Here is a 20,742-nt window from a genome sequence, read left to right as displayed (position 1 = left end):
GGCCTAGCCCTCTCTCGTGACGCGCAGGACCTCTTCGAGGGTCGTCAGGCCGGCCAGGGCCTTGACGACGCCGTCACGCAACACGGTGCGCATGCCCGCGCCGACGGCCGCTCGCTCGATGTCGCGGGCCTCGGCGCGTGCCATGACGAGGCCCGCGATCTCGTCGGACATCGGCAGTAGTTCAAGGATCGCCAGGCGACCCCGAAAGCCCGCGCCGCCGCAGGATGGGCAGCCCGACGGCCGCCAAAGTCGAAGCGGGGCTTCCAACCCGACTGTCCGCGCTTCTCGCGACGTGGCGTCATAGGGTTCGCGGCAATCGCCGCACAGGCGGCGCACCAGGCGCTGAGCCAGGACGCCGTTCAAGGTGGAGGTGATCAGGAAGGGCTCGACGCCCATGTCGATCAGTCGCGTCACGGCCGCCGCCGCGCTGTTGGTATGAAGGGTCGACAGGATGGTGTGGCCCGTGAGGGCCGCCTGCACGGCGACCTGGGCGGTTTCCAGATCGCGGATCTCCCCGACCATGATCACGTCGGGATCCTGCCGGAGGAACGATCGCAAGGCGGCTGCGAAGCTGAGGCCGATCTGCGGCGCCACCTGGGTTTGGCCGATACGCGGTAGGCGATACTCGATCGGGTCCTCGACGGTGAGGATCTTGCGGTCGGGCGTATTGAGGGAGGACAGGGCCGCATAGAGCGTGGTGGTTTTGCCGCTGCCGGTTGGACCGGTCACCAGCACGATCCCGTGCGGTCGGGACAGGATCGCTCCCAGCTCCGGCAGGACGGCGTCGTCGAAGCCCAGCGAATGGAAGTCGAGCGAAAGGTGTGTGCGGTCGAGAAGTCGCAGCACCACGCTCTCGCCGTGGATGGTTGGAGCGGTCGCCACGCGCAGGTCAATCTCGTGGCCGCGAACGGCCAGGCGCATACGACCGTCCTGGGGCAGTCGGCGCTCGGCGATGTTGAGATTGGCAAGGACCTTGATGCGCGAGACGAACGCCGCCCGCAGCGCGCTTGGCAGGCTATCCTGCTCCACCAGGACGCCGTCGATGCGGAAACGCACGGTAAGGGCGTCTTCGGTGGGCTCCACATGTATGTCCGATGCGCGCTGTTCGGCGGCGCGGGCGATCAGTGCATTGACGGCGCGGATGACCGGTGCGTCGCTGGCCAGATCCTTCAGGCGCTCGAGGTCGGCCTCGTCGGCGATCTCGTCTCCGGCGGCTTCCGACCTCGAGGCGATGCCAAACAGGCGATCGAGAGCGGCCTCTATGTCGCTGGCCCGCGCGGCCAGCGGCGTCACGGGGCGGCGCAGGGCGAAGGCGAGGGCGCGCCGGGGATAGGGATCGACGGGATCGGCGAAGGCGACCTCGACGCCGTCGGCGCTTTCGCCGAGCGGAAGGGCGCGCACTTCTCGCAGAAATCGCGGCGATACGCCTTCTATGACGCTGGCTGCTGCAAACGCTTCGGCGCTGGCGATCCTGAGCCCCGCGCTGGCGGCGATCGTCTCCGTCAGGGCGGCTTCCGAAACGAGTCCCAGGCGGGTCAGCACGGCGTCGAGGCGCTCGCCGCTTTCGGTTTGCACGGCCAGCGCGCGAGACAGCGTCTCTCCGCCAAGCAGGCCCTGATCGATTATCAGGTCTCGCAATGTGCCGACGTTGGCGTTCACGAGACGCGTTGCCCCAATGCTTGAACTGTATCAGATTTCGCAAATATGATTATGCGTCATCTTGAGGTGGCAATGGAGCACGGGGTAGTGTTCTTGTGGAAGTATATATAGTGCGAATTTTTTTTGACCGTAATTCGGTGAATATAGTTGATAATATGATTATAATGGGAGTTATTTGGGTGAATTTTGGCTCCGCTGTTCGCGGTTTTCACTGTGCGGAAGCACAGTCAGCACCTGCCATTGTCAGCATAACGGCGTGAAGCTTCGTTCCGTAGCGTAGCCTTTCCGCTTACGGATGAAGGAGGGCGCCGATCGGCCGCCGGCGACGTATTGGTGCTGGACGGCCGTGTCCTCGCCGGGGAGGTGCGACGCCTTCAATTCGACGCGTGCCGCCGCGCGGCCCTTGCTTGGCTGGCCTAAGCGGGGCCTTGCGGCGCTATGCGGATCGTCTAGTCCGCGCCTTGCGCTGCTCGTGTCCGTCCGATGGCGGCGATGCCCGCGCCGGAGAGCTGGTAGGTGGCGCTAGGATAGCCACGCGTTCGAACGGCTCTGACCAGGCCTTTGGCCACGAGGCGTTCGGCGTCGCCGAAGCTCCTCGCTTCCGGCGTCAGGCTGACCCCGCCGCTTTCACGGACAGCTTGCAGAAAGTTCCGTTCTTCGTGATCCAGATCAACATGCGGCATGGGGGGGCTCCGCGATGCTCCACAGGCATCCTGCCAACGATGAGGCGGGCGCGTCAATGCCGCAGCCCTTCACCCTCGGCGGGTCGGTCTGATGAACGCCTTTTCTGTGGGCGCCACCGGCTCGTTTCGTCATGGGCCAGTGCAGTCCATGTTGGCAGCGGTTGCAATCGTGCGGGCGCTTGAGCGTGGAAGGGACGCGCCCGAAGCTATCCAGGTCTCCAGCGTCCGCGTAGGCGAGCCAGATCAAACCAGCGAGCGTCAAGGCGGGCTGCCGGGGCGCCATCAAACCGACATCGAACCTCATCGGATCCGTCACGGAGCGCTCCTATAGCCACGCTCCATCGAGGAGGCGTGGCTGGGTGATCGGTAACGAGCAGGAGGTGGGGCGGGCGCTGGCGACGCAGAACCGGATCCTGCTGGCCTATGTGCGCCGCCGCCTGGCCACGGCGGTCGACGCCGAGGATGTGGCCCAGGAGGCGATCCTGCGCGTCCTGGCGCGGGCGCGCGACACGCTGATCGCCGATCCCCTGTTCTACGCCATGCGCGCGGCGCGCAACATCCTGGTCGATCGAGCCCGGCGAGCGGCCAATGTCCAGATCGACGACCTGGAAGCGGCGGAACTTTCCATTCATGGCGAAGCCACGCCGCTGGAGGCGCTGGACATGAGCGAGCGATCGAGGCTTTGCCAGAGGGCGCTGGAGGCCATGCCGCCGTTGCGGCGCGAGGTCTTCGTCCGGCGACGCGCCGGCGAGGAATCCTACGAGGCGATCGCCCGGGACCTCAAGCTGTCGATCGAGGCGGTGCAGAAACATTACAGCCGCGCGGCCCAGACGCTGCGTCGGACGGCGGAGGGCCGCCATGTCGACTAGGCCGGTGAACCCCAAGGACGATCGCGAGGCCGCGCTGTGGGCCGACGCCCGACGTGACGCGGCCTGGTCGCCGGACCGCCAGGCGCTGCTCGAACAATGGCTGGAGGGGCGTCCTGATCGCCAGGACCTGCTGCGCCGCCACGAGGCCTTGCTCGACGACGCCGCCGTGATCTGGGCCGCCCGGCGGCTTGCCCATGCGCGGCCCGGGCCGCGGCGGCAGGCCTGGACGCTCGGCGCGCTGGCCGGCGCGGGTTTCGCGGTGGTGGCGGGGGCGCTCGTCGTGCTTGGCGGCGGTCTCGCGCCCCGTGGAGAGCTGATCGAGGGAAGCCGAGGCGTGCCGAAGCCGATCGCGCTGGCTGACGGCTCGCAGGTCCGGCTGAACGGCCAGAGTCAGGTGCGGGTCGATCTGGGCGAGCACGAGCGCCGCTTGCGGCTGAAGGGGGAGGGCTTCTTCGAGGTGGCCCCCGACAAGAGCCGGCCGTTCTCGGTCGAGGTCGATGGCGTGCGGGTCACCGCCGTCGGCACCCGCTTCAATGTCGACCAGCGCCAGACGGCCGCCGGGACGGTCGTGGAAGTCGAGGTCTTCGAAGGGATCGTGAAGGTCGCGGGGAAGGGGGCTCCAGTCCACATTCACGCCGGCGAGCAGGCCCGCGTCTCGGGCGGCGTCGTCCAGCGCATCGCGCTGGCCCGACCTGAGCTTGAAACCGACGTGCCGCCCTGGGCCAAGGGCTGGCTGGAGTTCAACGAGGCGACCCTGGCCAGCGTCGTCGACGACCTTGAACGGGCGACCGGCGTGGAGGTCAGGTTGGCCGATCCCACGGTGGGACGGGTGCTGGTCAGCGGCCGCTTCGCCTATGACGATCCCGAAAACGCCCTGGCCGCGATGGCGAGGCTGCATGGCTTCAAGCTCACTCGTCAGGGGGCGGATAAATATGTGATTTCAGGCGGTTAGCACCGGCTGGAACAAGTTTTTATGACAGCTGTCAGGACCTCGGCGGCGGCCGTCTAACCCCGTGACGATCAGTTCGATCGGAGGGGATTGTTCGAATGCGTATCCATAAAAGCGGCCTGCTCACGGCGGCGGCCGTCGCCGTGCTGGGCTCCATCGCCGCGCCCGCCCACGCCTGGCAGGCGACCCGGAACGTCGAGGCGCGGGTCGCCATCGCCATTCCGGCCCAGGACCTGGGCCAGGCGCTGCGGACGCTGTCGCGCGACACGGGCCTGTCGATCGTCTTTGATCCAGGCCTGACCCGCGGGCGGACGTCCAACGCGGTTTCGGGCGCGATGACCCCGCGCGAGGCGCTGCGCAAGATGATCGCCGGCTCGGGCATCGAAGCCCGCGAGGTGCGCGGCGTGCTGACCCTGGAGCGCCAGTCGGCGCAGGCCGAAGCCGTTGCGCCCGAATCCGTCGAGGTCGACGGCGTCGTCGTTGGTTATGCGGCGGGCCTGCGCCGGTCGCTGGACTCCAAGCGCAAGGCCGACTTCATCTCCGACGTCATCAGCGCTGACGACATGGGCGACCTGCCGGCCAACAACGTGGCCGAGTCGCTGTCGCGCCTGCCGGGCGTGAACGCCGTGCGCAACCACACGACGGGCGAAGGCGACCGCATCACCATCCGCGGCCTGTCGACCGAGCTGAACAACTACACCATGAACGGCGTGCGCATGGGCGGCACGGGGTCGCGCGACGACAACTTCTATCGCGGCGTCCGCCTCAGCTTCCTGCCGCCGGAAGGCATCGACTCGATCACCGTCATCAAGAGCCTGACGCCGGATCGGGACGGCGACGCCCTGGGCGGCTCGATCGACATCCGCACGCCCACGGCCTTCGATCACGGCAAGACCTACGGCGTGCTGTCGGCCTCGGCGGGGATGCTGGACAAGTTCGACAACAAGAAGTCGGGCGAGGTCGCCGGCTCGTTCGGGCGCCAGTTCAACGACAACTGGGGCGTCTTCGTCACCGGCAGCTGGTCGCGCCGCAAGTCGCAGTTCGAGCAGAACGGCGTGGACGGTGATAACCAGCCTTCGGTCTGGTACGCCGACAGCGAGACTCTGGGCTGGGACCCCGAGACCTTCGTCATGCGCGGCATGGACCTGGCGCTCGGCGAGACCGAGGTCGAGCGGCGGGGCGTGAACACCAGCCTCGACTACCGCGGCGACAAGCACGACTTCCACCTGCGCGGGCAGTTCAACGAGTACGCCAAGGACGAGTTCAGCAACCGGCTGAACTTTCGAAACGACACCGGCAAGAACTCGACCCGTCTGACCCAGGTCGACAAGACGATGACGGGCCTGGCTTCGCCCGAGGCCTCGATCATCGGCTCCGACTCCAAGCTGGGCCGGATCTACAGCTACACCACGGCCCAGATCGTCGACCGCGACCGCGACGGCCGCATCACCGACGCCGACCGCTCGACCCGCTCGTACTACACGCTGGACGGGGCCTCGGGGACCTGGGATCCGCAGGGCTTCCGCCTGCGCCGCTTCTGGGAAGGCTCGCGCGAGACCGGTTCGCTGATGTCGCTGAACTTCGGCGGCGTCAGCCGCTGGGGCGACTTCAAGGCCGACTACGACCTGTCCTACGCCAAGTCGGAAGACAATATCGACGACAGCTACGAGATGGAGTTCCGCAGCGACAAGTACGGCTGGCTGGGCAACAAGGGCGTCAAGGTCACCAATTTCGGCGACAGCCGCTTTCCCAAGTGGGTGCTGAACGACGCCGGCATGGCGGCGATCCACGACAACGGCCAGTACGATTTCGCCGGCCTGTCGGGCGAGATCGGCGGGGCGCAGGAGCGGCTGTGGCAGGGCCAGGTCAATCTCGAATGGCGTCCGGCCTCGGACTGGTTGGAAGCGGTCAAGACCGGCGGCAAGGTCTACAGTTCCAAGCGCTCGACCTATAGCGGCGAGTTCATGGACCTGGACGCCGACGGCACGCTGGCGGACTTCTCGCGCTTCTACGGCAAGGAGGTCACGAGCCTGTTCGATGGCGAGTATTCCGGCCTCTACCGGCTGGGCACGGTCATCGACAACAAGGCCATGCTGGCTGAGCTGCAGCGCGCCATGGCGGGGAACAGCACCTTCTTCGAAGGCTTCGCCACCGATCCGGGCAACGCCGAACTGAGCGGCGAGGACAGCTTCACCTTCAAGGAGGACATCTTCGCCGGCTACCTGATGGCGACCGCGCGGCTCGGCAAGGCCCAGGTCATCGGCGGGGTCCGCGTCGAGAGCACCAACAACACGATCGACGCCTACATCCTCGACGAGGTCCAGGGCGGCCACTACTCCACCGACAAGAGCGACTTCACCAACATCCTGCCGTCGATCCACCTGAACTACAGCCTGGACGACCGCACCAAGGTTCGCGCCGCGATCTGGACCAGCTTCGCGCGTCCCGACATCGCCCGCATGTCCTCGGCGCGGGAGTACGGCTACGACGTCGACCCCGATGGCGACGGCGATGAGAACCCGACCAGCGACTGGGTCCTGGTCTCGATCGAGCAGGGCAATCCGGACCTCAAGCCGATGAAGGCGGTCAACTACGACCTGTCGATCGAGCGCTACAATGGCGACACCGGGGCCTATTCGCTGGGTCTCTTCTACAAGGACATCAAGAACTTCCTGTACCGCTCCTCGTCGTCGAACATTCGCGACGGGACGGCCGGGACCAACATCGGCCCGGACGGCGTGACCGTCTCGATGCCCAACAACGGCAAGTGGGCGCGGGTCTACGGCATGGAGCTGAGCGCCCAGCAGGTGTTCCACTGGCTGCCCGGCCCGCTGTCGAAGCTCGGCGCCAGCGTGAACCTGACGCTGCAGAAGTCGGAGGCCGAGACCGGTATCTCCTGGCACCCGGCCGGCTACACCCTGCCGCTGATGGAGACGCCCGAGCGCGTCGCCAACGTGCAGCTGTTCTGGGAATACAAGGGCTGGGAAGCCTATGCCGCCTACAGCTACCAGTCGGAGTTCCTCGAGGGCATCCAGGACTTCGGCAACAACCCGTATGAACAGGACTACGAGTTCGTGGACCTGAACGTCCGGCGCAAGCTGTGGAAGGGCGCGACGGCCTCGATGCAGGTCCAGAATCTCTTCGACAACCACACCTACTGGTACACGGCAGGCGACAGCACCAGCTCGAGCCGCGCCTACATCAAGAACGGGCGCTCGATCTCGTTCGGCCTGAACTACGTCTTCTGATCGGGGCGAGTATGAAAACCATCCAAACCCTGATGCTCGGGGCCGCGCTCGCGGCCCTGGGCGGCCAGGCTCATGCCCAGAAGGTCGAGCGCCCGCTGCGTCCCGAGCCCGCGCCGGTGCAGTCTTCGGATCTGCCGGCGGTTCCGGCGACGGTCCAGCCCGAACGGATCGTCCTGAACCTCACCGCCGACACCGCGCACGAGATGGCCGTGACCTGGCGCACCGCGCCAGGCCTGGCCGGCCATGTCGAGTACGCGCAGGCCGAGGACGGCCCCGACTTCATCCAGAAGGCCGTGCGCGTTCCGGCCCTCACCGACGATGCGACCATCGCGGTGCGCGAGGATCCGGCCTTCAAGGCGGCCTATCACTCGGTGGTGCTCAAGGGGCTGAAGCCCGAGACGGTCTACGCCTATCGCGTCGGCGACGGCGAGCGGTGGTCCGAATGGTTTCAATTCCGCACGGCCGCCACGACCGCCAAGCCTTTCACGTTCCTCTACATGGGGGACATGCAGAACAACATCCTCAGCGAGGCCTCGCGCACAATGAGGATGGCGTTCCGCAAGGCCGGAGACGCGGCCTTCGTCATCCACGCCGGTGACCTGATCAATCGCCATGACAGCGACAACGAGTGGGGCGAATGGTTCGCGGCCGGCGGCTTCCTCTACGCCCAGACGCCGCAGATGCCGACGCCGGGCAACCACGAGTACGGTCGCGGCCCGGTGCTGAACCCGCAGTGGCGACGCCAGTATACCCTGCCGGAAACCGGGCCTGCGGGCGTCGAGAAGCTGAAGGAGACGGCCTGGACCGTCGACTACCAGGGTCTTCGCCTGATCTCGGTCGATGCGCCGCTGTTCCACGGCGACGAGGCGATGCGGGGGGAGATGGTGCGCTGGCTGGACGGCCTGTTGGCCAACAATCCCAACCGCTGGACGGCGCTGTTCCTGCACTTCCCGCTGTTCTCGATTGATCCCGATCGCGACAACGCCCGGGTGCGCGACGCGCTCAAGCCGCTGATCGACAAATACGGTGTCGACCTGGTCCTTCAGGCCCACGACCACGGCTATGCGCGCGGCGCCATCGGCGCCGGGGCCATGACCAACGCCGGGCCGGGCCACCCGTCCGACAAGGGGTCGACCTATGTCGTCTCGGTGGCCGGGCCCAAGATGTACCCGGTCGCTCCGCTCAGTTGGGCTACCCATTCGGCCTCGCGCACCCAGACCTTCCAGACCCTGGACGTGTCGTCCGAGGCGGTGACCTATCGCGCCTTCACCGCGACGGGCCGCCAATTGGACGCCTTCCGCCTGACCAAGAACGCCAAGGGGGGCACGCGGGTGGAGACGCTCGGCACGGCCGCCCGATAGGTCGCATCGACTGGACGCCTCGAGGCAAGGCGGGCGCCGTACTGCGGCGCCCGCCTTGTCGCGTTTCTACGGCAGGGCCGCGACGATCTTGCCGCCGTCGGCCGTGGCGGCTTGTCGCGGGCAGCCTTCGCCCTGGCAGGCAGGGCCCTCGGTCTGGAGGTTCGGTTCCGGGTCCCAATCGAGGGTGAAGTCGGGGGACTGGGTCACATGCTTGAGCAGGATGGAGCCCTCCTGCTCGTTCGCCGGGAACCGCTGGATCGTGAAGACCGCGCCGGTGAAGGTCAGGTCGTAGTTCGACGACAGGCCGAGGCTTCCACGCGAAACGACATAGTCGCCTGGTGCTTCGCCCGCGCCTCGTCCGAGCAGGCCGCTGAAAGCGTCGCCGGTCGCCAGCGAGCCCGAGGTGATGCGATAGCTAAGAACAGGGTCGCCCTGGCCGAAGGGCTTGGACAGGTTGTCGGCCGACACCGTCACCTGCCGGCGCAGGATGTCGGCCAGATCGCTGCTCACCGCGCCGAGGTCGTAGTTGGCGGCGTCGGCGCCGGCCAGGGCTGCGCCTGACACGGTCACGGTCCTGCCCACGCCGGCGTTCCTGTCGCCGAAGGCATAGGTTCCCGAGGCCGAGACCGTTTCACCGGCGAGCACGCCGGTCAGGACGATCGAACCCGTGGCGGTGGTCGTCCCGTCATAGGTCTTGTCGTTGGCGATCAGGGCGCCGGTCAGGGCCCTCCTCAGGATGTCGGCGACATCGGAGGAAACTCCTGCGAGGCTGTAGTTGCCCGCATCGGCGCCCGACAGGGTCACGCCCGAAGCCGTCACCGTCTTGCCTGCGGCGGCGTTCTTGTCGGCGAAGGCGTAGGTCCCGCCGGCCGAGACGACGTCGCCCGAGATCACGCCGCTCAGGCCGACCGACCCTGTGGCGGTGGTCGTGCCGTCATAGGTCTTGTCGTCGGCGAACAGGGCGCCGGTGAGGGCCTTCTTGAAGATGTCGGCGACGTCGGAGGACACCCCGGCGAGACTGTAGTTGCCGGCGTCGGCGCCGGACAGGATCACGCCTGAAGCCGTCACCGTCTTGCCGTCGGCGGCGTTCCTGTCGGTGAAGGCGTAGGTCCCGCCGGCCGAAACGGTGTCGCCCGAAATCACGCCGGTCAGGTCGACCGAACCGGTGGCGCCCGTCGAGCCGTCATAGGTCTTGTCGTCGGCGAACAGGGCGCCGGTCAGAACCTTCCTGAAGATGTCGGCCTGGGCCGAGGCGAGCGGCGACAGCACGTAGTTGCCGGCGTCGGTCCCCGACAGGACGACGCCCGAAGCCGTGACCGCCTTGCCCGCGCCGGCGTTCCAGTCGGCGAAGGCGTAGGTTCCGGCGGCGGAGACGTCGTCGCCCATCATCACGCCGCTCAAGGTGATCGCACCGGTGGCGGTGGTGCTGCGGTCATAGGTCTTGTCGTCGGCGGTCAGCAGGCCGCCGATGGCCTTGGGATCGATCCGCAGGGAGCCCACGCCGTAGCTGAAGCGGTAGTTCAGGTCCGAGGTCAGGCTGCCGCTGGCGGTCAGGACATAGGTCCCCGCGTTCTTGCTGGTCGCGCCCGAGACGACAGGCGTACCCGACCAGGCGTCGGCGGCCGCGTCGCCGTTCACCAGGCCGGTGACCACGGCCGAGACCGACGGGATGGCCCCGTTGTAGGTCACCACCTGGCTGACGGGTGTCACCGCCAGGATCGGCTGGTAGGCGTAGACGAAGCGATTGCCGGCGTTGGGCGTCAGCGCGAAGGTCTCGGCCCCGAAGTCGTAGGCCGAGCCGTAGAAGGACTTGCCGGCCAGGCCGTTGAAGCTGTTGCCGGCCGTGGATCCCGCCGGGTCGCCGAAAGCCTGGGTATAGATCAGCCAACGGCCGGCGGCGTTGGTCGCGGTCACCGCGTCGGCGCCGCGCCCGTTGGTGAACACGCCGTCGGAGGCGAGGATCACCGCGTCGCCCGCGCCGTCGGCCACGACCCTGCCGTTGGCCGTGAAAGCCAGGCCGCCGTGCGAGGCCAGCGAGACGCCGCCGGTGCTATGGACCGTTCCGTCGATGGTCAGGGAACGGTTGTCGATCAGCCGGAAAAGGCCGCCGGTGTTGGTGAAGTCGCCGAGCTGGACCACCTGGTTGGCCGCGCCGAAGTCGGCCCCGCCGACCGACGAGCCCGTCAGCCGCTGGGCGGTGATGGCGCCGCCCGCGTTCTGGGTGATGGCCCCGCCTGAGCGGAGGTCCACCGTCTGACCGGCGGCGGTGACGGGACCGCGCAGGTCGAAGGCGTTCGTGGCGTTGAACGCGAAGCCGCCGGCGGCGACGCTGACCGTGTCCAGATGGACCACCTGGTTGGCGCCCAGCAGCACGACGCCGGTTCCCGAGACGACGCCCAGCGAATTGCTTCGCAGCACGGCTTGCTGGGTGATGTCGGCGGCGGCGTTCAGGGAGAGCGCGCCGCTGACCTCGATCACCCGCCCGGGCGTGGCGTCGCCGAAGCGCAAGGCCCCGGCGGTCGAGCTCACCGAAAGGTCGCCATCGACATCGGCAGAGACCAGCCGGGTCTCGCCGCCGCCCTTGACCTCGGATGTGGCGCCGGCCGTCAGCTGGCCGATCGTCAGAGGGCCGTTGACGACGGCCACCTTGATCGCGTCCTGCGCCGAAAGGGTCGTGAGCGTGGTGTTGGTGCGGTCGAGATACACGTCGACGCCGCCGGTCGTGCTGGAAGCCTCGACGACGGTGCTGGCGCCCGCCGAGGTGACGATATTGGCGGCGGTGATCGCGCCCGGCGTCGCCGCGCCAAGGGTAGCGTCGCCGCCGGAGGATCGAACCCGCAGGCTGTTGCTTCCGGTCCCCGTCAGAACTCCCGATCCCAGCCTGGCGGCGCCGGTCGTGGCGGTGACCTCGATCAGGTCCGCGGCCGTGGCCGAGGCGAGCCCCATGCCGCCGGCGCTGGCGTTCGCCCTGACCTGTCCGGCAGCGGCGCTCAGGGCGCCCAACTGGCCGCTCGTGGCGGTGACGCGAATGTCGCCGCTGGCGCTGGTGATGTCGCCGCCGAAGGCGCCGCCCACGGCCGTTATGGTGATGCCGCCGCCGTAGAGCAGGGGCGTGCCGGTGAAGTCGAAATCGCCGACCTTGTCGTCGATCGTCCAGGCGCCGGCCTTGGCGCCCAGCGGCGTCAGGGCCGCGGCCGAGAAGTCGCCGCCGGTGAGAATGTAGTCGCCGCCGACCGTGATGCTGGTCGCCACGTTCACGAGGCCTGTCCCGGCGTCCAGGGTCACCGAGCCGTCGCCGGCGACCGTGTCGAGAGCGATGGCTTGGCCGGTCACGCCGATGTCGCCGTCGCCCAGGCCCGCGCCGGCGCTGAGCTGGGCCAGGCCCAACACCGCCCCGTTCTGGGCGGTGATGGTCAGCTTGCGATCGGCGTGGATGGCCGCGGCGCCCAGGTCGAGGTCGCCGAGCGTGTCGGTGATCGTGACGTCGCGGATCACGCCATTGAACAGGGTGGGGGTCAGGGCGTCGCCGAGGAAATCCTGGGCGGTGATCGTGTAGTCGCCGCCGCTGGTGACCGTCGCGCCGGTCTCCAGCGAACCGCCCATGGCCTCGATCGTGATGTTGTAGGCGGCGATCTCGTCGATCTTCAGGTCGCCGGTCTTCTGCACGACGGTCGCGCTGCCGCCGATCGACGCGCCGACCAGGGCGACGCCGTTGGTAGCCGAGTCGATGTTCACCACGGCGTCGCCGTTGAAGGACATCACCTGCAATCCGCCCAGGCCGCCGCTGGCGGCGTTGGTGTCGACGTAGTTGGCCGCGGTGATCGAAGCCTTGTCGTCGGCGCCGAAGGTCGCGGTGTTGGCGGCGAGCACGGCCACGCCGTCCGGCGCGGAGGCGCCGCGCAGGGTCGCATTCCCATAGAGCGAAGCCACCACGACGGTCTGGCCGGCCTCGGCCAGTTGCACCGTCACGTCGGTGTCGATGGCCGACGCCTCGATCATCCCGCCGGCCGTGACATGGCCAAGGTTGACGCCGCCGCCGATGAGTTCCAGATTCCCGTCGCTGGAGATCAGGCTGGCCAGGCTGCCGTCCAGCAGGCCATTGGTCTCGACGTGAACCAGGCCCGCGCCATGTATGGAACCGGTGATCGTCAGACCGCCGCCGGCGTCGTACAGGCTGACGTCACCATTGTTGGCCGTGACGGTTCCGACGGTCATCGCACCGTCCAGCACCTCGGCATAGACGTCGCCGGCCGTGGCCGTGATCGTGCCGAAGGTTCCCGGACCGCTGACGATCGTGATGTCGACGTCTGCGCCCCTGACGGTGTCGAGCGCAGCGCTGCTGTCGAGGTGGACCATGGCCGAGCCGCCGGCCGACTTGACCTCGGCCGTGCCCGTGCCTCCGCCAGAGCGAGCGAACACGTTGCTGGCGGTGATCGCGGTGTAGTCGGGATCGCCCAGCACGGCGTTGTTGGCGGCCGCGACGCTGAGGTCGCGGCCCGCGCCTACGCCGGTCAGGTCGGCTTTGCGCAGTATGGCCTGGCCGCCGGTGGAGTTGACGGTGATGTCGTCGCCGGCCGTGGCTGACAGCAGGTCGATGTCGCCTGCCGCCGTGACCTTGACGTCGCCGTCGGCGGTCAGGTCGTAGGCGCTGGTCAGTACGTCGAAGGATTCCAGCGTCAGGTCGCCCGTCGCGGCCAGGGCGTTGCTCAGCACCAGGCCGCCGTCGGTGTCGGTGATCGACAGGTTGCGGATCGCGCCGCCGGGGTTCAGCGCCGCGCCGCCCCAGTCCCGGGCCTTGGCGGTGTAGTCGCCCCCGTTCACCGTGACGTTGGTGGCGTTGACCGTGCCGTTCGACGCATCGAGCCAGACGCTGTAGCCGCTGACCGTGCCGACGTCGAAGCCGCCGTCGACGCCGATCGAGGCCGTGCCGGCGGCGTTGTCGGCGGTGACCGAGGTCAGGCCGGTGTTCAGGCTGTTGAGGAAGACACGGGCGTCGCCGCCGGTGGAGGTGACGTCTGTGGCGCCGGCGCCGCCCGTGCGGCTGACGGTGTTGCCCGATCCGATCCCCGCCAGGCTGTCGGCGCCGAGTGTGGCCGCGCCCGTGGCGACGACCGACAGGGAGCCCGTGCCCGTGATCGTGGCCTTGCGCAGGGCCGCCGAGCCGTCCAGGGCCTGCACCAGGATCGTGCCGTTGGACGAGGCCGTGGCCACCGAGGCGTCGCCCGTGGTGGCGGTCACCGTGAGGCTGGTCGCGCCCGAGAACAGGCCGCCGATCCCGGTGTTGGCGGAGACGCCCGTCGCGCCGGTCAGGGCCAGGTTGCGCGTCGCGACGATCTGGGTCGCCGAGTTCGCCGTCAGGTCGCCGGCCGTCGTGGTGACGATGACGTCGCGCCCGCCGACATTGCCGGTGATCACCAGCGCCTTGGCGTTGTTCAGCACCACGTCGTTGGCCGTGGCCTGCACGCTGATCGCCCGGTCGATCTGGTTCGCGCCGCTCAGGTCCACGCCGGTGGCGCCCGACGCGGAGAGAGAGTTGGCGGTGACCACGCCGGCCGTCTGGCTCAGCGCGCCGCCGCTCGACACCAGGGTGACTTGCCCAGCGGCGCTGTAGTTTCCGGTCAGGGCCAGGCTGTCGCCGCCGGTCCAGATCAGGTGCCTGGTCGAGGAAGCCGACCCCAGGGTCGAGCCGGTGTTCCCCGAGATCCAGACGTCGCCCGCCGCTACGCCGCTGCCTTCGGTGATGGCCGAGCCGACATTGACCGCGCCGGTCGTGGAGCGAGCCGTGACATGGCCGTCGTCGGTGGCGCCCACGCCGGTCGACTTCAGGGTCGCGCCGCTGGCCAGGAGGTCGCCGCCGGTGGCGACGACTTCCACATCGTCGCCGGCCGTGGCCGAGGTGGTGATCGTGGCCGAGCCGTTGGAGGCTGTCAGAGAGATGTCGCGCGCGGCGGTCGCGTTGATGACGCTGACGCTCTCGCCGCTCATCGTCAGGTCGCGGCTGGAAACGCCGGTGGTCAGGGTCGCCGACGTGGCGCCGCTGACGGTGATGTCGCCGGCCTTGGAACCGGTCCCCTGCGTCAGCAGCGTGCCGCCCGAAGCCGAGCCGCTGGTCGAGCGGATCAGGATGTGGCTGTCGTCGGTCCCCGTGCCCAAGGTCCTGATATAGGCCCCGCCTGCCGTGACATTGCCGTCGGCGGTGATCTCGACGTCGTCGCCGGCGAAGATCCGGTTGGTCACATAGGCCTGGGTCGTGCCGGTGACGTAGACGCTGCGCACCGCGTCGACGGTGCTCATGAACACCTGCGGCGCGCTCAGCGTGAGGTCGCGCGCCGAATTGCCCAGGGTCAGCGACGCCGAGCCGTTGCTGGTGATCAGGATGTCGCCTGAGGTGGTCGTGGTGGCCGAGCCCACCGAACTGTTGACGCTCGAGGAGACCGTGACGCCGGTGGCTCCGCTGATCTGCGTCACGGTCGCGCCAGGGCCGCCGGCCGTGACCGAGGCCGCGCCGCTGGTGGCGGTGACCTCGGAGGCGGTGATCGAGCCGCTGGTGGTGCTCATCTGCGCCGTCGCGCCGTACACCGTCTGGGCGCTGAGAGCGCCGCTGGACGCGCTGAGCTGAACGTTGCCCGCCGCGTCGATCGAGGCGCTGGTCGCCGAGCTCACCGTGGTCATCCGGATCATGGCGTTCGACGCCGCCCGCAGCACGGCCGTCGGATCGGCGGCGCTGACGAAGTTGGCGTCGATCAAGCCGGTGCCGCCGGCGAACACGAAGCCCCCGGCGGTCATGGTCGCGCCCGGCGAGACGATCACGCCCTGGGGCGAATAGAACCAGATGTTGCCGCCGGTGGCCGCGCCGACCTTGCCGGTGACCACGGCGCCGTTGTCGATGGCGATCTGGCTGGTGGTCTTGTTCAGCACGATGTCGCTGGCGGAGTCGAACAGGAAGTTCATCGCGTCGCCGCTGCTGAGGTGCAGGCTGGACCAGTTGATCACCGTCCGCGGCGCGTTCAGGTCGATCTGCAGGGTGATCGCGTCGGGAAAGGTTATCAGCGGTTGCGAGCCGCCGGAGGAGACAGTGATGTTGCCGGCCCCCGGGATGCCCGGAAGGGTTCCCGCCAGAGCCGGCTGGGCCAGCATGGCGGCCACGCCGCACAGGGCCGAAGCGGCCAGCAGGCTGGTCCGGCGCGGCGAACGCGAACCGGTGCGGGAAAGGATAGGGGACTGGGTCATGGAGAGCGCTCCGGAGACTTCAGCGAACTAGAACAGGGCGGCGGACAGCGAGACGAGCACGCGCGAGGACGGTGCGTCGCCGACGCCGAACGGGCTGTCGAACGGCTTGGCCCAGGTCAGGTCGAGCGCCACCCGGGAGGTCAGCTGCGCGCGCACGCCGACCCCGGCCGAGGTCAGGTCCAGCTTGCCGGCGCCGACGCCCAGGTTGGTCAGTTCTGCGAGATCGTAGAAGGCGTAGGGACGCCAGGCGGCCCGGCCGCCGTTGAAGGGCAGGGGAACGGTGCTGAACTCCAGCGAGGCCGCCAGGGCGCGATCGCCCGACGCGGACGACGGGTCGTATCCGCGCCCGATCGTCAGGTTGCCGACGCCGTATTCCTCGTAGGACAGCAGCGGGTCGTCGGTGTGCTGCCAGACGACGTTTAGCTTGCCGATCACCGGCCCGGCCAGGCGGCCGCCGATCTCGCCCTCGGTCCGCAGAACGGTGGCCTTGGGCTTGCCCAGGAAGCGGGAGGCCGAGAGGTCGCCATAGCGACTGGCGCCCAGGCCGTTGCTGCCTTGGCGCATCTCGAACACGCCGGTCAGGGCGACCGAATGCGACGCCAGGCTGGCCGGCGCGTAGTGGCCGTCCAGCCGCAGGAAGAACACCCGCAGGTGATCCTCGGTCAGCGTGGCCAGGCCGCCGCCGAACTCGACCTTCTGGTCGATCCAGTCGAGGCCGACGCCGATGTTGAGGTTGCGGTTGCGATGGCGCACCAGCGGATAGGTCAGGCGCACGCTGCCGGCGAAGGAGTCGCCTTCCAGGTCCAGCGGCTTGAGAACATCGCCCGGCTTGGTCCAGCCCCAGGCGCCCGACAGGTCGGCGGTCAGGCCGTCGGCGCCGATATAGAACCGCTCGGCCACCTGGATGACCCGTTGCTCGTCGCTGGACAGCGTGCCGTAGCCGAGGATCGAGGTGCGCTCGCCGAGCGGCGTGAAGCCGTTGAGGTCCAGGCGCGCCAGGGTCAAGTCGCGGCCGACGGTCTTGGAGCCGTAGTTCTGGGCGACCACCGAGCCGTCGACGGCGTCGCGGGATATGGCGATCTCGAGGTCCAGCGCCCCCTGGCCGAGCGGCGAGGGCTTGAGCGCCGACTGGATGCGCACGCCCGGCACGTCGGAGGCCAGCAGCAGGTAGCGCTGGGCGACGTCGAGGTCGAACGGCGCCATGCCGCGCAGCTGGTTGAGGAACCGCACGACCTGCTTCTGGGCCGGGCCGGCGTCGCCGTGATAGTTGACGGAACCGATGCGGGCCTCGACCACCGTCAGGGTCAGGCGGCCGTCGGCGATGCGCTGTTCGGGAATGACCACGTTGGCCAGCACGCCGCGCCGCAGATACAGCGCCGCGACCCGGTCGCGGATGTCGCAGACCGCGCTGATCGGCGCTTCACGACCCAGGAACTCGGCATAGGTCGAGGCCAGCGCCTGCTCCGGGACGGCCAGGGCGCCGGAGGTTCCGCCCTGGAAGTCCACGGCCTTCAGCGTGACCTTGATGGGGCTGTCGCGGAACGCGCACGGACCGGCTTCCACGCCCTTGAACAGGTCGCCGCGCGGCGCGGCGGCGATGGGGGCGGCGTTGGCGGGGTCGAGTTCCTGGCGCGAGGGCAGGGCGACCTGGGCGAACGCGGGGACAGCAGCCAGCAGAGGCGCGCCAACGCACATGGCTGCGCCCGCGCCGACAAGGGCGCGCCGCATACGGAACAAAGCTTTCAAGCCCCCAACCCTCCGGCCTGCGAGCGCGACATCGCCCTCAACCTAGGCATTACTATGATGCAAAATCTTGCAAGATAACACTGGTCAACGTGCCCGAGGCGTCGGGATGGGTAACGTCGCGGTCTGAACGTCCTGGAGCGGAACGGTTCAGGCGACGCCTAGCGCGGCTTCAGCCTTCGCGTCCGGCGGGCGGCGCTCGGATCGCTGTAACAGTCATTTCACACGAATCTCGGCGCGCAGCCGCTAGAAGCCGCACCCGTCACGGCGATGTTCGCTTGGGGATGCACATGTTCAAACACCTTCTGGCCGCCGCCTCGATCTCGCTAGCGATGTCGTCTCCGGTCCTGGCGCAGGGCGGATCGCGCCCGCCCGCCGCTCCGAAGGCTCAGGCTCCGCAGAAGGCCAGGAACGTCATCGTCTTCCTCGCCGACGCGGGCGGGGTGCCGTCAGTCAACGCCGCGAGCCTGCTGGGCTATGGCGAACCCCTGAAGCTGCATATCCAGACATGGCCGAACCTGGGCCTCAGCGAGACGTCCCCGGTCGACCAGTTCGTCTCGGACTCGGCCAACGGCATGTCCTCGATCATGACGGGGGTGAAGACCCGCAACGGCGTGATCAGCCAGTCGCCGGCCGCGGTGCGCGGCAAGGTCGACGGCGCGCCGACCAAGACCCTGCTGGAATATGCCGAGGAGCGGGGCCTGCGGACCGGCGTCGTGACCTCCGAACCGATCACCGACGCCACGCCGGCCGCGACCTACGCGCACTCGAACGACCGCGAGAAGTGGGGAGAGATCTTCCCGCAGGCCTTCTCGCCGCGTTTCGGCGACGGCGTTGACGTGATGTTCGGCGCAGGCCGCCGCAAGATCGGCGAACAACTGGTCGCCCGAGGAAGCGGCTTCGAGCAGCTGGCCAAGGCGCACGGCCGGCCCATCTACGCCCGGCTCGAGGATGCGTCGCCCGCCAATAGCCGACCGGTGGTCGTCGCCGACCAGATCGACGTTCGCGCGGCCGCCCTGCGCGCGCTCGACCTGTTGCAATCCTCGCCCAAGGGCTACCTGCTGGTGATCGAGTGGGACGCCCACACCGACGATCCTCGCAAGGGCTTGCAGAACATCGTCGACCTGGACAAGCTGATCGCCGAGATCGAGGGCCGGGTCGACCTCAAGGACACGCTGCTGCTGTTCACCGCCGACCACTCGTTCGGCCTGCAGGTGGACGGCGGTCGTCGCGGCGAGCCGGTGCTGGAAGGCTATGACGCCTGGAAGGCGGCCGGGAAGGACGAAGACGTCGTCCGTCTGAAGAACGTCATGGTCAACCGCAGCCACACCGGCGAAGAGGTCGTCGCCCTGGCGACCGGCGCGGGCGCCGAGCGCGTGCGCGGCTACTTCCCCAACACCCACCTGTTCCAGATCATGATGGACGCTTGGGGCTGGAAGCCGGACGCGGCCAACTAGGACAGCGTCCAGCTCCGCCCGTCGGTCCTGACGGACACGTTGTGCAGGCGACCGACCGCCCTTGCGAAGGCGGCCGTGTCGCCGGCCTCGAACACGCCGTCGACTTGCAGGCGGCCCAGCGAAGGCGTCGCGATGTGCAGCGGCTTTTGGCTGTAGCGGTTCATTTCGGCGACGGCGTCGGCCAGCGAGGCGCCGACGAAGCTGATCCGGCCATGGTTCCAGTCGTCGATCCGCGCGGCCTGGGCGACCAGGATCGGACCTGGCCGGCCCGACGGCGACAGGCGTACGCCCTGGCCGGGGGCTAGTCGCACCGAAGCCTCGGAACCGCCTTCGGCCGGCCCGACCGTCACGCCGCCCTCCAGCAGATCGACCTGGGTGAAGCCGGCCTGGCGATAGACGTTGAAGCGGGTGCCGGTGACGCGGATGCGTCCGCCCTGGCTCAGCACGTCGAACGGGACCCCGTCCCGGTGAGCTACGGCGAACAGGGCTTCTCCCGCCTTGAGGACGACTTCCCGCCGATCACCCTCGAACCGCGTCACCAGGCGCGTGGCGGTGTTCAGCGTGATCCGCGAGCCGTCGGGCAGGGCGATCGTCCGCCGTTCGCCGACGGCGGTCTCGTAGGCGACGGGGCGCCGGTTCCAGAGCAGGACGCCGCCGACGACGAAGCCCGCGGCGAGCGCGCCGCCGGCGATCAGGCCGCGACGGCTCACCAGGCTGCTGTTGGTCTTGCGATCGTCCAGGCCGAAGTCGGCGGCGTCGAGTTGGCCCAGCGCATCCCAGACCTCGCCGACCTGGTCTTGCCCGGCGCGCGGTGAAATGGGTTGGCCCTGCTCCTCGCGCAGGCGATCGGCGACGAAGGCGTCGGCCTCGTCGTCGCGCCGCGGGCGGTTAAACGGGATTACTGCTCGAACCATCCACAATCCTTCAGCCTGTGCCGGCAGCGGGCGAGCGCGTCGGACATCAGGCGCTGGGTCGTCCGCAGCGGCGTGCGCGTGCGGGCGGCGATTTCAACCAGGGTCAGCCCCTCGACGCGGTGCATCATCAGCACTAGGCGCTGTTCGCGGGGCAGGGCGGCGATGGCGCGGCGCAGCAGGTCGGCGTTCTGCTGCCAGCGCACCTCGTCGAACGGCGAGGGACCCTCGTGCGCCAGGTCCTCTGGCAGCTCGACATGCCGGTCGCCGCCGCGACCCAGCCGTCGCCGGCGCAGGTCGCGCGCCACGCTGTCGGCGGTCTTGAACACGTAGGTGGCGTTGAACTCGGGCGGCGGAATGCCCGCCGCCAGCCGCGTCAGCCGCAGGTAGATGTCCTGCAGCGCGTCCTCGATATCGGCGGACACGAGAAAGCGGCCGAGGTATCGGCGCAGCCGCGCGTCGAACCGCTGCACGAGGTCGACCATGATCGCGGTGGTCGGTGCGGCCGGCTCGGGGGCTCTCATCGGTGGATCGACGCCGTCAAACATTCGCACTCGGTCACGCCTCTACTTCAAGAAACGCAGCGCTGTCGACAGGCCGCCAAATACGATGAGCGGATGTCATCATTCCAT

11 protein-coding genes are annotated in these 20,742 nt (G+C 68.7%); 5 read left to right on the top strand and 6 right to left on the bottom strand.

What is annotated here, in order from left to right; translation table 11 throughout:
- Window positions 1-3: 3 nt before the first annotated feature.
- On the bottom strand, window positions 4-1,659 hold the full coding sequence (locus tag V6S85_RS12525; RefSeq protein ID WP_334349072.1) for a GspE/PulE family protein: 1,656 nt from the start codon (window positions 1,657-1,659) through the stop codon (window positions 4-6).
- A gap of 449 nt (window positions 1,660-2,108) precedes the next feature.
- The gene (locus V6S85_RS12520; protein ID WP_334349071.1) at window positions 2,109-2,342 is read right to left on the bottom strand and encodes a hypothetical protein; all 234 of its coding nucleotides are present in this window, start codon (window positions 2,340-2,342) and stop codon (window positions 2,109-2,111) included.
- 359 nt (window positions 2,343-2,701) lie between these two features.
- Between V6S85_RS12520 and V6S85_RS12515 the strand changes: the two genes are divergently transcribed.
- The 4 genes from V6S85_RS12515 (at window position 2,702) to V6S85_RS12500 (ending at window position 8,769) form a co-directional block, all read left to right on the top strand.
- A complete protein-coding gene (locus V6S85_RS12515; RefSeq protein WP_116488788.1) occupies window positions 2,702-3,211 on the top strand; it encodes an RNA polymerase sigma factor in 510 nt (169 codons plus the stop codon).
- Window positions 3,201-4,163, top strand: a complete 963-nt coding sequence (locus V6S85_RS12510) for a FecR family protein (RefSeq protein ID WP_334349070.1) — start codon at window positions 3,201-3,203, stop codon at window positions 4,161-4,163. The genes V6S85_RS12515 and V6S85_RS12510 overlap by 11 nt, the downstream gene beginning before the upstream one ends.
- Before the next feature lie 95 nt (window positions 4,164-4,258).
- Window positions 4,259-7,408, top strand: a complete 3,150-nt coding sequence (locus V6S85_RS12505; RefSeq protein ID WP_334349069.1) for a TonB-dependent receptor — start codon at window positions 4,259-4,261, stop codon at window positions 7,406-7,408.
- Window positions 7,409-7,419: 11 nt separating this feature from the next.
- Entirely contained in the window at window positions 7,420-8,769 is a 1,350-nt protein-coding gene (locus V6S85_RS12500) for a metallophosphoesterase family protein (protein ID WP_334349068.1), read from the top strand.
- A gap of 66 nt (window positions 8,770-8,835) precedes the next feature.
- Here the strand turns inward: V6S85_RS12500 and V6S85_RS12495 are convergent, their stop codons facing one another.
- Both V6S85_RS12495 and V6S85_RS12490 read right to left on the bottom strand, forming a co-directional pair.
- Complete coding sequence (locus V6S85_RS12495) at window positions 8,836-15,999, bottom strand: YDG domain-containing protein (protein ID WP_334349067.1); 7,164 nt, start codon at window positions 15,997-15,999, stop codon at window positions 8,836-8,838.
- Window positions 16,000-16,026: 27 nt separating this feature from the next.
- Window positions 16,027-17,727 (bottom strand): ShlB/FhaC/HecB family hemolysin secretion/activation protein, encoded by a 1,701-nt coding sequence (locus V6S85_RS12490; protein ID WP_334349066.1) that lies wholly within the window; start codon window positions 17,725-17,727, stop codon window positions 16,027-16,029.
- A gap of 305 nt (window positions 17,728-18,032) precedes the next feature.
- Here V6S85_RS12490 and V6S85_RS12485 point away from each other — a divergent pair, with 305 nt between their 5' ends.
- Window positions 18,033-19,199 carry an alkaline phosphatase gene (locus V6S85_RS12485; protein WP_334349064.1) on the top strand — a complete coding sequence of 389 codons (1,167 nt, stop codon included), beginning with the start codon at window positions 18,033-18,035 and terminating at the stop codon, window positions 19,197-19,199.
- Here V6S85_RS12485 and V6S85_RS12480 read toward each other — a convergent pair.
- Entirely contained in the window at window positions 19,196-20,113 is a 918-nt protein-coding gene (locus V6S85_RS12480) for a FecR family protein (protein ID WP_334349063.1), read from the bottom strand. The genes V6S85_RS12485 and V6S85_RS12480 overlap by 4 nt on opposite strands.
- Entirely contained in the window at window positions 20,098-20,634 is a 537-nt protein-coding gene (locus tag V6S85_RS12475) for an RNA polymerase sigma factor (RefSeq protein WP_334349062.1), read from the bottom strand. Before V6S85_RS12475 ends, V6S85_RS12480 begins: the two co-directional genes overlap by 16 nt.
- Between the last annotated feature and the right edge of the window lie 108 nt (window positions 20,635-20,742).

The sequence above is a fragment of the Caulobacter sp. CCNWLW153 genome, assembly GCF_036889365.1.
GTDB lineage: Bacteria > Pseudomonadota > Alphaproteobacteria > Caulobacterales > Caulobacteraceae > Caulobacter > Caulobacter radicis.
The sequence above is the reverse complement of the archived record's forward strand: the minus strand, read 5'-3'. Positions and strand labels throughout refer to the sequence as shown.